The sequence below is a fragment of the Halobaculum magnesiiphilum genome (assembly GCF_019823105.1).
Classification (GTDB): Archaea; Halobacteriota; Halobacteria; order Halobacteriales; family Haloferacaceae; genus Halobaculum; species Halobaculum magnesiiphilum.
The window spans coordinates 127,688-139,784 of the sequence record NZ_CP081959.1; the positions used below are offsets into that span (position 1 = coordinate 127,688).

The 12,097-nt window shown below is 55.8% G+C and carries 13 protein-coding genes and 1 pseudogene; 9 read left to right on the forward strand and 5 right to left on the reverse strand.

Going from position 1 to position 12,097, the window contains the following annotated elements:
* The first annotated feature begins 206 nt into the window (after positions 1-206).
* The 4 genes from K6T50_RS15915 to K6T50_RS15930 all read left to right on the forward strand — a co-directional run bounded on the left by K6T50_RS15915 (position 207) and on the right by K6T50_RS15930 (position 3,635).
* On the forward strand, positions 207-641 hold the full coding sequence (locus K6T50_RS15915; RefSeq protein WP_222609145.1) for a hypothetical protein: 435 nt from the start codon (positions 207-209) through the stop codon (positions 639-641).
* Positions 642-1,400: 759 nt separating this feature from the next.
* Positions 1,401-2,657 carry a lamin tail domain-containing protein gene (locus K6T50_RS15920; RefSeq protein ID WP_321170126.1) on the forward strand — a complete coding sequence of 419 codons (1,257 nt, stop codon included), beginning with the start codon at positions 1,401-1,403 and terminating at the stop codon, positions 2,655-2,657.
* Positions 2,657-2,962 carry a DUF3006 domain-containing protein gene (locus K6T50_RS15925; protein WP_222609147.1) on the forward strand — a complete coding sequence of 102 codons (306 nt, stop codon included), beginning with the start codon at positions 2,657-2,659 and terminating at the stop codon, positions 2,960-2,962. The genes K6T50_RS15920 and K6T50_RS15925 overlap by 1 nt, the downstream gene beginning before the upstream one ends.
* A 127-nt stretch (positions 2,963-3,089) precedes the next feature.
* Positions 3,090-3,635 carry a transcription initiation factor IIB family protein gene (locus K6T50_RS15930; RefSeq protein ID WP_225935450.1) on the forward strand — a complete coding sequence of 182 codons (546 nt, stop codon included), beginning with the start codon at positions 3,090-3,092 and terminating at the stop codon, positions 3,633-3,635.
* Between the two features lie 31 nt (positions 3,636-3,666).
* On the opposite strand, the gene K6T50_RS15935 is transcribed toward K6T50_RS15930, so the two are convergent.
* From K6T50_RS15935 to K6T50_RS15945, 3 genes and pseudogenes are all read right to left on the reverse strand, one after another.
* On the reverse strand, positions 3,667-4,023 hold the full coding sequence (locus K6T50_RS15935; protein WP_222609148.1) for a hypothetical protein: 357 nt from the start codon (positions 4,021-4,023) through the stop codon (positions 3,667-3,669).
* Between the two features lie 133 nt (positions 4,024-4,156).
* Positions 4,157-4,726 (reverse strand): annotated as a pseudogene (locus tag K6T50_RS15940) (IS6 family transposase); the annotation flags it as partial.
* A 30-nt stretch (positions 4,727-4,756) separates the two neighbouring features.
* A complete protein-coding gene (locus K6T50_RS15945; protein ID WP_222609159.1) occupies positions 4,757-5,128 on the reverse strand; it encodes a MarR family transcriptional regulator in 372 nt (123 codons plus the stop codon).
* Between the two features lie 203 nt (positions 5,129-5,331).
* On the opposite strand from K6T50_RS15945, the gene K6T50_RS15950 reads away from it, so the two are divergent.
* Entirely contained in the window at positions 5,332-6,063 is a 732-nt protein-coding gene (locus K6T50_RS15950) for a nucleotidyltransferase family protein (RefSeq protein ID WP_222609149.1), read from the forward strand.
* A gap of 21 nt (positions 6,064-6,084) precedes the next feature.
* On the opposite strand, the gene K6T50_RS15955 is transcribed toward K6T50_RS15950, so the two are convergent.
* On the reverse strand, positions 6,085-8,022 hold the full coding sequence (locus K6T50_RS15955; protein WP_222609150.1) for an archaea-specific SMC-related protein: 1,938 nt from the start codon (positions 8,020-8,022) through the stop codon (positions 6,085-6,087).
* Between the two features lie 52 nt (positions 8,023-8,074).
* The gene (gene rdfA, locus K6T50_RS15960; RefSeq protein ID WP_222608957.1) at positions 8,075-8,689 is read right to left on the reverse strand and encodes a rod-determining factor RdfA; all 615 of its coding nucleotides are present in this window, start codon (positions 8,687-8,689) and stop codon (positions 8,075-8,077) included.
* Between the two features lie 89 nt (positions 8,690-8,778).
* Between rdfA and K6T50_RS15965 the strand changes: the two genes are divergently transcribed.
* The 4 genes from K6T50_RS15965 to K6T50_RS15980 all read left to right on the forward strand — a co-directional run bounded on the left by K6T50_RS15965 (position 8,779) and on the right by K6T50_RS15980 (position 12,037).
* Positions 8,779-9,237, forward strand: a complete 459-nt coding sequence (locus K6T50_RS15965; RefSeq protein ID WP_222608958.1) for an SRPBCC family protein — start codon at positions 8,779-8,781, stop codon at positions 9,235-9,237.
* A gap of 95 nt (positions 9,238-9,332) precedes the next feature.
* A complete protein-coding gene (locus K6T50_RS15970; protein ID WP_222608959.1) occupies positions 9,333-10,619 on the forward strand; it encodes a benzoate/H(+) symporter BenE family transporter in 1,287 nt (428 codons plus the stop codon).
* Positions 10,620-10,681: 62 nt separating this feature from the next.
* Positions 10,682-11,560, forward strand: a complete 879-nt coding sequence (locus tag K6T50_RS15975) for a DUF6282 family protein (RefSeq protein WP_222608960.1) — start codon at positions 10,682-10,684, stop codon at positions 11,558-11,560.
* 87 nt (positions 11,561-11,647) lie between these two features.
* Positions 11,648-12,037 carry a PaaI family thioesterase gene (locus K6T50_RS15980; protein WP_222608961.1) on the forward strand — a complete coding sequence of 130 codons (390 nt, stop codon included), beginning with the start codon at positions 11,648-11,650 and terminating at the stop codon, positions 12,035-12,037.
* Positions 12,038-12,097: the final 60 nt, after the last annotated feature.

Here is a 12,097-nt window from a genome sequence, read left to right on the forward strand (position 1 = left end):
CGCGAGACAGATACTCAATCGAGTCGAGGGTGGAGAGGAACTGCTTCCCACAACTGTGGAACTCGTCGCTTCGGCGACCCCCCGATTTACCCCCTCCGTAACGCTATACGAATCTTATTCAATACGCTACCGGGGTCTGTACAGTGTGTTCTCCTCACTGAAAATTTGAGGTATAGACCTATGTAAGGACCTGTGAAAATCAGGCCGTGATCGACCTCGAAGACTATCCCGACGGAACTGCTGAGGTGCTGGTCGGAATCGCGAATACAACCGAGGGCCGACAGGTCCGAAGGCATACCTCCGGAAGGGCTCCTCGCTCGTTCTTCGCGAGCAGGCGGCAGGTCGCCGACTGGCTCGGCGAAGACAAAGAGTGGGTGCGCTATCGCCTCGATATGTTAGTCGAGAAGGGTGACTTGGACACACGCTACTGGGACAAAGAAAACGCCCGAGGACCGCCGACGAGGGTGTACGGCCCGAATCAGGAGACTTGGAAGTGGCTAGCAGCTGAGAAAGAGATTGATCATATCTTCGAGGAACGACCGACGAAAATCCGTGAATACCACGCCCGTGAAATCTTGTGGGAGGTGCAGCGGCTCCGGGCGGAAGTTGAGGAACTACGCGAAGAAGTCGAAGGTCAATAGAGACTAAGTCGTGTTCTGGAAGCGCTCTCACCGCAATCGCATTCATCAACGAATACTGGCTCACACTGACCGAAGCGGTTCAGGCAGGAAATCGCCCACACTCGCGTCGAACCGATCCTCTTGACCGATAGAGCCTACGACGCCGTCGGCGTTGAGCTGGTACCTCTCGATACCGTCAACGACGTGGCAAATAGCGAGTGAGCGGTGAAAATAATACAACATCGGACCTATCCACTAATGTGACGGCGCTCGTGCCATCAGCTGGACAGACCGGGACCGTAGCCGTAGTTGTGCTATTCGTGCTCGTAGGTGCCGGGTTGACTGGCAGGATCTCTCATGAGAATTTTACGCTTCTGTTCGTGAGCATTTCCTTCTTAGCAGGCGGGTATATGTTGGGCATGTCCCTTGATGGTCCAAAGAGATCTTGAACAGTTGCGGCTGCCCTGACGAATATGGCCGAAATGAGAGCTCCCTGAGTCGGTGCCTGAAAACCCCGGAGCACGCGACAGGATATTCGAGGTAGTCATCACCCCACCGGACACACTTAGTGCCGGCACACTCTACTGATAGCGAATGCATCGGAGTTGGCACACAGCCCTGGTCGTCGCGGTCGTCGTCGTTCTCGCGGGCTGTACTGGGGGAACACCGGGCGTCACGGATGACGGTGGGTCACCGGTACCGTCCACGTCTGACACACCCACAGCTGAGCAGACACAACAGCCGACGCCCGAAGGCTCGATGGAGATCCATTTCATCAACGTGGGTCAGTCCGCGAGCACGCTCATCATCGGGCCCACAGGTGAGACGATGCTTATCGACACGGGCGACTTCCGTACTGACGGAGATCACGTCCTTTCGTATCTCAAAGAGCACGATATCGAGCGAATCGACCACCTCGTCGTCACCCACAATGACGCGGACCACATCGGGGGAAACGCCGCGGTGATCGAGTATCTCGAAACTGAGGGTGAGGGGGTCGGCGCCGTGTACGACCCCGGGATCGCCGCGAGTACGCAGACGTACGAGGCGTATCTCGATGCGGTCGAAGAGTACGACGTCACGTTGTACGAGGTCCGCGAAGGTGACGATCTTCCGTTCGAGGGCATTGAGACCCGCGTGCTCGGGCCACCCGATCCCTACCTGGATGTCGATAGCCGCAACGAGAACGGGATCGTGCTCCACCTCGCGTTCGGTGAGACCAGCTTCCTCCACACAGGGGACGCCGAGGAGCGCCAGGAGGAGTACCTCGTCAACGAGTACGGCGAGTCGCTTAACGCGACCGTGTACAAGACCGGCCACCACGGGAGCGACAGCAGTTCCAGCAACGAACTCCTGGATCTCGTTTCGCCTGAAGTGGCCGTCATCTCCAGCGCCTACGATTCCCAATATGGCCACCCGCACGAGGTCGTCCTTGAACGATTTGCTGAGCGGTCGATCCCGACCTACTGGACTGCGACCCACGGTACTGTCGTGATGGAAACCAACGGCTCAGCGGTCACGGTCAAAACGCAAGCCCAAGCACCGACGGATCCGCTCGCGATTCGTGATGGTGATCCGGTCGAACCGGGCACGAGCACACCCCTCGAGCAGCGCGCTGTGATCACTGCTGTGGGCGGCAGCGTCCAGACGGTCACGCCGACCGCAACGTCGACACCGGCTATCACCGACGGGGGAGCCGATCCGGGCGCGCTCGAACTCGTTGAGGTGCACGCGGACGCCGAGGGTTCGGATCGCGAGAACCTGAACGACGAGTACCTCGTCTTCGAGAACACCGGCGACACCGAACTCGATCTCTCCGGGTGGACAATCGAGGACGCTGCCGACCACGTCTACACGGTTCCAGAGGGAACGATGCTCAAGCCCGGCGCGCAGATCACCGTGCACACAGGGAGTGGCTCGGATACAGCAACTGACCTGTACTGGGGTGCATCTGCACCAGTCTGGAACAATGGCGGGGATACAGTAACTGTCCGGACGGAGGATGAGACGATCGTGCTGCAGGAGGAGTACAACTGATGACTGATGATACCGCCGACGTCCCCGACGGGGAACACACAGCAGTGGTTGATCGCTTCGAAGGCGAGCTCGCCGTCCTGGAGGTGACGACACCAGATGGGCTCCGTCAACTCGTCGTCGACGAGGGTGAGCTACCCGAGGATGGCCGTCACCAGGATGCCGTCCTCGAGGTGACCGTTGAGTCGCAGGAGTTGGTGGACGCCACATACAACGAGCGTGAGACAGAATCGCGGGCAGAATCGGCTCAGGACCGATTCGACCAGCTCTCGAACCGTCTTGGATCTGATAATTCTGACGACCACTAGGAGAGGCCAAGACACGACGATCCCACAACGGTAATATTAGGGCAGATCGGATGCGGATCTAACTATCGCAGAGTACGACGCTGCAGACACGAAGGCGGCCTCGAACCGTGGGGAAAGCGCCGCCGCGATCGCGACCGCAGTCCGAGAGCTCCAACTCCCCGACCGGATCGGCGACGCAGCGAGTGACATGCTCGTCGTCGCCAACGAGCACGATCTGCTCCGTGGGCGTGGTGTTCGACCCTTCGCTGCCGCCGCGCTCCGGATCGAGAGCGTCGCGGCCGGGCTCCCGCGGCCGTTGTGTCGGATCTCGACTGTTCTCGATGTCGACGAACTCGCTGCTCGAGAAGCGGTCAAGCAACTGCAGGGCACGGGTGAGGTGCCGCTCGTACTCACAGATGTTGAGATCGTCCTCATTCAGCTTTGTTTCGAAGCAGATCCACCCGACTCAGTGGCAACGGAGGCGTTCGCCTGTCTTGAAGCACTCGAGGATTCGGGCAAAACGATCAATCGCTCGCGAGCAGGAATCGCTGCTGCGTGTCTCGTCTACGCGTACGGGCTCGTCGATCTCGCGTCATCGCCAACGCAGGAGGAAATCGCTGCAATGGCGGGGACAACGCCCATGACAACGTACACACGTCGCAACGAGTTGGAAGCTGTCCTCGAGGCGGAGTGACGTTGACCTGAGATGGCGCGTGCAGCACCCCTTACGACTCGTCGAGTGACCCGATCGCTTGGTTCCTATCGGGTGCATCGACGTCGGGCTCGGAGCGCCACTGCCAGTAGGCATACTCGTACCCATCTTGTGGTTCCTTGATCGAGATGTACGCACGATCGGGAACGCCCTCGTAGTCGGAGGGGTCAGCTGAGTACCCCGCAGCTTCGACGCGACGACGAAATTCCTCCTGGTAATCACCGTCGAGTCCGGTGGTCGTTTTGTGGTCTGCGAGCTCGGCCGACCAGGCCGCGATATCGCGGAGAAGGTCTGCCGGCTGCCGTTTGAGTGGGTCGACGACGTACGCGGGCGCATCCTCGGGCGGTGCCGGTGGTGACTCCCCGGGCATAATTACCCCACGATTCTAATTATGGGGTATTATGAGTATCGGCCGGCCTGATGAGTTCGTGCCCCGAAAATCCGGAACCGGCTACTAGTGGTAAGGTTCGGATGATAGATACAGAGCGCGTATTCGGTAGTGTTCAGATAAGCTGGTTCCATGCGAAGGCGAACGCTTGAAGCCAATGTTCGACGGTATCTGCTTCGGCATGGCTGAAACAGTTTGAGAACTGGTTTGTTCGACGTTTTAGTTCTCGAAAGACACATTCGACGCTGTTCCGAGTACCGTGTTTCTCGTATCTGTACTCGAGGCTGTGACAGTGGAGAGCTGCTTGCAGCCACGGTGCAGAATCGACGAGAAAGAGCGCATCATCGACGAGATGTTTCTCGCGAAGTTCGGCGAGAAACATCTCGATAATCGCTTGATTTCTCGTCGGAGAGAGCTTAACGTGCAGCAAGCGGTTCGTGTCGGGATCGACAGCTGCGTACAGCCAGAACCGTTCGTCGTTGAGTTGGATCACGGTCTCGTCAACCGCGACGTGATCCGGGTTCGCACCGTCGAGGGGCTGTAGATCTGCGTTCTGCACCCAGTTGTGAACAGTTGATCGACAGCGCTTGACACCCAATGTATCGAGAATCAAAACTGTATCCGAAAGTGATAGTACAGCCAGATGGAGTCGGATACCGGGCTTCATCGCGGGCTCGGGTGTCGCCACGCTCGAAAATCAGGGTCTCTTCGTCGGTCACTGGTCGTCCTCGACGCTCGGGTGGGGTTCCTCGGGTGCGTGCTCGCGCCACGCTTCCTTGTCTTCTTCGCCGAATTGTTCATTGAACAGCGCTGTCACTCGCTCGTAGCCACTATATCCTTCGAGGCGTTCGGCGTCATCGGTCACCGCCCAGTACGTCGCCTTGTGCTCAACGAGGTCACGGCCCTTCAATCGCGACAGAGCGGTGCTAACCGCGCCCTCGTCGACGCCAATCTGGGAGGCGATTTCGTGGGCCTTGAACGCACGTTCCTCGTTGGCGACGAGGAACCCCAGTACCTGATCTGGGACAGAAAGATCCACGAGCTCGTCCTCGCTTGTGTTCTCGAAGGTGTCTCGGTCGATGGATATCGTTGAATGTGGATACGGTATGTACTGTAAAGAGTGTTAGGAGTGAAAGCTACGAAAATAGTGGAGTTTAATTCTCTGTTGACCATGGAGCGGTTCGAGGATCGCATGTATTGAGAAGACCAGCCTCAACTTCTGTAGAGCAGGTTGGACTCCATAGATTCTACATTTTGAGGCACTCGCAACGATAATCGGGGGGAAGGTTTGTGGCAATTACACTCAGACGATCACTTCATCTCATTCTCATTTCAATATTGAATAACTTCTTCTACCCAGAGAAAGAAGACACCAATCCAGTAGCCCAAAGGGGCCCTTTACACAATGTACAAACAATCAGTATGACACGCAAGAAGTTTCAGGCAGATCTCTCGATTGCGGGAGTTGTCCTCGCTGCTGGGTCAAGTCAACGGTTCGAAAAAGGAAATAAGCTACTATGGCATCTTCACGAAGAACCGATAGTGGCTCATGCGACCCGGACGCTGGTTAACAGTGACATAGATACCATCGTCGTAGTTACTGGACACGACGCTGCGCGCGTAACGACCGCAGTTTGTGATTTACCCGTTAGCGTTGCATACAACCGGGAACACGATGCTGGGCAGTCGACATCTGTCGCCGCCGGAATTGATGCGATCCCAGAAGATATCGATGCTGTTGTCTTCGTGCTGGCAGACATGCCGTTCATCGATACTGAAACTGTTGATACACTCGTTCAATTCTATCGAACTAAAGACGTAACAGCGGTCGCGGCTGGGTACGGAGGTCAACGGGGCCACCCCGTCTTATTCGACGTGAATCACTTCAGGAGGCTTGCTTCCGTCGAGGGTGATATCGGCGGCCGCCAGGTCTTCGAGGAGGCCGCACACTCAATTATCGTTGATGTGGATGATCCTGGCGTAATACGCGATATTGACGAAATGGACGATATCAATAGATGATTTGTCCAAGTTTGAGATCAATCAGATCGTGGTGACTCGATTATACCCGTCGTTAACTGCAGCGGCGTCCCCCGGCAATAGGGCGACAACGAGGTAATCCGTATACTCCTTGAAGTACTCCACGACAGCCGCGATGCGGTCGGCATCAATGGCCTCTAACGAATCAAGGAGCATGAACGGAACCAGTTCATGAACATCATGAACAAGGTAACCCGCGAGCGCAAAAACGAGGCCGGTCACTTCTCGTTCACTCTCGGAGAGGTGAGACACGGTGTCTTCGTAAGCTGTTCCCTCAGCTGTTGTTCGGACAACGTGTAGATCAAATTGCGTTTCTGACGTCCCACGCCGGGTCTCGCCTTCACCCAGCGAGCGCCGTTCAATCCAGATGCGTTCGATGTTCTCGTATCCGAGTCGATCAATGAGCTGTTCCATATGGTCATTGAAGCCCGTTACAGCCTGGCGCTCTAAGTCCTCGATTCGGGTGCGGAGTTCTGCAAGCCGCTGGTTCACCGTCTCCCGCTCAGCTTCGAGTTCCGGAATCTCTGCGACAGCCTCCTCCACCTCCTCAATACGGTCATCTATCTCAGACAACTCTGATTTGAGTCGTTCGATGGTGACCTCGAGCTCGGTCTCGCGTCTATTGAGTTCGAGAACCCTCTCATTGTCATCAGGCTCCAGAGACTCAACGGCGCGCTCGGCCTCTTGGACGCGATCCCGAAGGGTAGCCCGCTCGTCTTGGAGTTCATCGATCGTCGTCCGGTTTTGGCTGAGTCGCTCCTCGATCTGCTGGAGTTGCTGATCGATCTGTTCACGCCGCTGCTGATGTTTTTCCATCCGTCGCTTCCGGTCTTGTAGCTCATCTAACTCCGCGGAAATCTCACGACGCTCTTCCATCTTTTCCCGACGTAGGGCGCGCAGGTCAGACAACCGCTCCTCGATCTCCTCGCGATCGACAACGGACCCGCAGGTCCAACACTGTAACCCTGGTTCCTCAAGAAGCTGATCTGTGGGATCCTCCGTTTCGGCGACGAGGGCATCCCGGAGGTCCGAATCCGCGTCATCGAGTAGCTCATTGTTGAACTGTACGATGTTCTGAATACGATCTACGAGCGATCCAAGTGACCGTCGACGTTCTTGCAGCTCGCCCGTTTTACGACCGATTTCACTGATCTCTTCGAACGAGGTTGGAAATTCCTCTCGCTCCTCTCGAAGTTCGGATCGTTCGTTCTCTAGCGCTTCAAGCTGTTCCCGTTCGTCCTCGATACGGTCGGAAATATTCGACAACCGTTCGCGTGCTTCTTCAAGCTCAGTTAAAGCCTCTTGATGTTCCTCCTGGCGTTTTTGCATCTCGTCAACGGCAGTGTCAGCCTCGGTAATCTCTTCTCGGACGTCCTCCAATGCAGACCGCTTATCCGTCAAGGTGGACTGGATTTCCCGACGCTCTGACTGGAGTGACGTGAGCTCAGACTTGCGTCCTTTGAGTTCTTCGATCCGCTCGTCGATCTCCGCCCGCCGGGATTCTGTGTTCTCGATCTCCTGTTCGATACTTTTTGTATCAACTGGGTCCATGATAACCTCCCGGAGATCATCCCCCCGCGCGACACTCCGCCGGGCTTCATTCGACTCAAGCAAGAACGCAAAGCGGTCCGCAAGCGTCGGATCATCCAAGTACGGGTCGCCCCCGAAAGTTGTGGTGCCGTCTTTACGTTCAAGAGTTCGAGTATACGTCTCAGGGCCTATCTCGAGTTCGACGATGCCCCTCTTGGCGTCTCCCTTGAGCGATACATCCGTACTTCCTAATGCAGCCATGATCGCTCGGAGGAACGAGGTTCGATTCGTCGCATTCCGGCCTTCAAGAACATTGACACCCGGGACGAGGGAGACTGTAGTCTCCTGTATCCCGCCAATCTGCTCAACGTGGAGGGTCGAGCCGACTTCGACCGGTGCGTCCGATTCCATATTACAGGTTAACAGTGACGCGTCTAAAACTCTAGCCTTTGTGAACCGTCGGTCAGCGTCGGCAGTCACAGCCACCTCGCTCAATGAGGTCGATTGAGTCATGTAGTGTGCCGCACGATTCACACGTAACTCGAACGTTGACCAGAACCTCGAATTCGCCGATGTCCAGCTTGTTACCGTCACGAAGTCTTTTGATCGAATCTTCGACCACTGCCTCCGTGCGATGTTGAATCGACCCAACCCGGTCGAGCTCATGCTCTTTTGAAAGGACATTCTTCTCTTTTTCCGCGTCGAGACAGTTTCGCAGATGCCGATATATCGTTTGATGGGAGCAGAACTTATCCATCGCTTTTTCAACGTTCACTCCCTCACGCTCAAGCGAAGACTTTGCTTCTAGCTGGACCGCTTCCAGCCGATTCTTGTCCGTGAGTAGACTGTGTAGATTCTCGACTCGCCCCTCAACAAGATCCACGTCAGCGGCCCTAAGTTCTGCGCGAAGAATTCGTTGATTGAACCGGTCCGCGAGGGAGCGTACGCTCGTTCCAGATTCTCCTCTATCTCCAACCCACCGTTCGACTAGTTCCGAATGGATGCCGTCGAACCCGTATTCCGTCGCAACAGTTCCCACCTTGCAGCGACAAGGGGGTGCGTCCGCTGAATCTTCCATACATTGTGTTACAAACGTACTTGTGTAACTCTTTCTGTTCACTCCCGAAGAGTTAAATAGAGAATCCAGGTATGTGCTACCGTAGCACCATGAAGATCAACGGCGAACAGACGGTCGGTCAGCAACGCGAACAGCTATGGGATACGATCCTTGAATCAGAGACACTTGAGGCGACGATCCCCGGCGCAAAAGAATTGAGCCGCGATGGCGACCACTACGACGGCACTCTGGAACGGGGGTTGGCTGGTATTTCACTTACTCTCAGTGCGGATGTGGACGTTACAGAGAAGGAACAGCCTGCGTGGCTAGAGTGCGATATCGAAGGGGTGGATAACCGTATCAATAGTCGTGTCAACGGGACTGCAGAGGTTGAGTTTGAAGAGGGAGACGATGGGACGACAGTGATTGTCTACGACACGGAGTTTGAGTTTTCGGGCAAACTCGCCTCGCTTGGGTCTCGTATCATCAAACGAAAGGTGAACAGCGATCTAAACACGTTCTTTTCGAATCTTGAAGAGTACGTAGACGAAGAAGAACAACCTGTGTGACTCAACATGTCTGACTGTTGCTCAAAATTCATCCTGATCAATCCCGATCTAAGAGAAACATTTATTATAATCACTTCGGCACTGTATGACGCACCATGTCACAATGGTCGTTAGCAAGTACCTTAGAGAGTGGTCCAGGATTCCGGGAAGGGATCGCTGAATTCGGTTCCCATCTCGATTTGAGCAAATTTGGGGCGGGGCTCACCGCGGCGGTGTTTGGCTGTACGGGGCCAGCACTCATCATCCTCAACGCCGCGAATGAGGGAGGGTTGACTAACGCACAGGCAGTGTCATGGCTGTTTGGCATCTACGTCCTCGGCGGACTGCTGACGCTTGGGATGGCGTTGTACTACAAACAGCCAATCGTCGGTGCGTGGACAATCCCTGGTGCGGTGATGGTCGGCATCGTCCTCGCTGACTTTAATTTCGCACAGGCAGCGGGTGCGTATCTCGTATCCGGTATTCTGGTGTTCTTGATAGGGATATCCGGTAAGTTCCGCGATCTCGTTGAATTCATCCCTCAACCGATCATCATGGGGATGATCGCCGGCGTGCTAATCGAGTTCACCATAGGGATTATTACCGCCGTACAGAACGCACCATTGATCGCCGGTGTGGGGCTCATCGGCTTCCTCCTCTTTCATCGATTTGTTCCGAAGATACCCGGGATCGTCGGAGCAATCGGTCTTGGAATTGGAGCCGCAATCTGGCAGGGTTCAACTGCATTGACGAGCATCTCTATCTCGATCGCTCAGCCGATACTCGTTACTCCAGTGATCTCACTGGAGTCGATCATAACGATCGCGATCCCGTTGACCGTGATGGTGATCGGTGCCGAGAACATGCAGGCTATCGGCGTCCTGCAGGTCGAGGATTACGATCCACCGATCAACTCAATGCTTGTGTTTAGCGGGATCGGAGGGATGCTCGCGAGCTTTGTTGGTGGGCACAACGCGAACATCGCCGGGCCGATGACAGCTATTACGAGCAGCGAAGAAGCGGGAGAAGACCGTGAGGGTCGATATGTCGCATCAGTTATTGCTGGCGTGCTGTTTGGCGCGTTCGGCTTCGTCGCTGCAGCGGCAACATCGATCGTCAACGCTGTTCCGGGTACACTCATCTCGCTTCTGGCGGGTGTAGCTATGATCGGGGTGCTGATTAGCGCGTTCGAGGGGTCATGGGTGAGCACCAGTCGGTACCAGTACGGGACGTTCTTCGCGCTCATCATCGGAATGTCCGGTCTCTCGCTGTTCGACATCGGGGCCCCCTTCTGGTCGCTGATTGGTGGAGTACTGGTGTCGCTCATATTAGAAACGGAGGATTGGCGTGAACTCTTCGGTGAGGACTCGGTTCCGGACTCCTCGCCGACTGTCGATGACTGAACGATTTCGGCTGCGGCAACCTCACCAGTAGGTATAAGCCCAGTCGACGTTCAGTTTGGGGTATGATATCGAGCAACTCCGAGGTCGTCGAACGACTCGTCTCGGGAGCAGTCGACACCCACATGCACACCGCGCCGGGCGCGTTCCCCAGGCACGATACTGATTTTTCTGCTGCTCGATCGGCCGAGGACCACGGAATGCGGGCGATCGTCACCAAGAACCATCACTTTGAGACTGCCTCACGTGCTCAGATAGTCCGCGAAGAGCTTGGATTCGAGATGTTAGGAGGGATCACGCTCAACGAGTGGGTCGGCGGGCTAAACCACCACGCGGTTGACGGTGCTGCGAACTTCGACGCTGATATCGTGTGGATGCCTACGATCACAGCGGCCAACCATCTCGAGAACGCTGCCGTCCAGATGTTCGAGACCGAAGAGGAGGAAAAGGGGGGCATTTCCGTTCTCAATGATAGCGGCGAGCTTACCGACGAGACGCTAACAGTGCTTGATCGCATCGCCGCCCATGAGATGGTCATCGGTCTCTCGCATCTCAGCCCCACAGAGTCGATCGCGCTCGTAGAGGAGGCCGTCGATCGAGGTGTCGAGGAGTTCCTCGTCCAGCACCCACACGCCAACTTCCTGAACTACACCCATGATCAAATGCGGACTATCACAGATCTCGGGGCTACCCTTGAGTTCCATTATATCTGCACAACGGAAATGATGGGGAACGCGGCCACAGTCCAAGACTACGTCGACGCGGTCGACATCGTTGGGCCTGAAAACGCTGTGATGGCGACAGATGGTGGGGCGACCGCCAATCCACCGGCAATTGAGCAGTTCAAGTCCTTTGTCGCAGCTATGTTGGATGCCGGCGTTTCTGAAGCTTCAATTGAGACGATGATAGTCGATAATCCGAGGCGAATATTCGATTTGGACTGATCAGAGTGAACTATGCCATGACCGACACCCATTTGTAAGACGCCGGGAACCGGTTTTATGCGTATGTCGGAGAATGTAGACCAGCAGATGGAGGAGTACTTTGAGACGATGCCGTTCCTCAATCGGATTGGCATCGAAGAAGCGACGGTGAAAGATGGGGTGGCCGAATTCCGAGTCCCCTATGAGGAAGGGATCACGAATCATACTGTTGTTCACGGCGGCGTCATGGCTACACTTGTCGACGCCACCGTGGCAGGCGCGATCCATAGCGACGCAGAAGCCACCCTCGACGAGATGGAGCCACTAACGATCAATATGGACGTCAACTATCACGCCCCTGTAACAGAGGGCGAGATCGTCGCTCGTGCGGAACTCGTCCAGCGAGGAGGGACAATCGCAGTCGGTGAGGCTGAGATCCACAATGAAGGTGAACTTGCCGTGTCGGGTCGCGCGACCTACTTCCAGAAGTGGGAATAGGGTTCACTCTGAGCAACCAGCAGAACACTTTTACCGAAAGTTGCCAAGATATTCATTAAT

Coding starts and splice junctions, on each gene's coding strand:
- K6T50_RS15925 (WP_222609147.1), top strand. CDS start 2,657: ATGACTGATGATACCGCCGACGTCCCCGACGGGGAACACACAGCAGTG.
- K6T50_RS15935 (WP_222609148.1), bottom strand. CDS start 4,023: ATGCCCGGGGAGTCACCACCGGCACCGCCCGAGGATGCGCCCGCGTAC.
- K6T50_RS15955 (WP_222609150.1), bottom strand. CDS start 8,022: ATGGAATCGGACGCACCGGTCGAAGTCGGCTCGACCCTCCACGTTGAG.
- rdfA (WP_222608957.1), bottom strand. CDS start 8,689: ATGGAAGATTCAGCGGACGCACCCCCTTGTCGCTGCAAGGTGGGAACT.
- K6T50_RS15965 (WP_222608958.1), top strand. CDS start 8,779: ATGAAGATCAACGGCGAACAGACGGTCGGTCAGCAACGCGAACAGCTA.
- K6T50_RS15970 (WP_222608959.1), top strand. CDS start 9,333: ATGTCACAATGGTCGTTAGCAAGTACCTTAGAGAGTGGTCCAGGATTC.
- K6T50_RS15975 (WP_222608960.1), top strand. CDS start 10,682: ATGATATCGAGCAACTCCGAGGTCGTCGAACGACTCGTCTCGGGAGCA.
- K6T50_RS15980 (WP_222608961.1), top strand. CDS start 11,648: ATGGAGGAGTACTTTGAGACGATGCCGTTCCTCAATCGGATTGGCATC.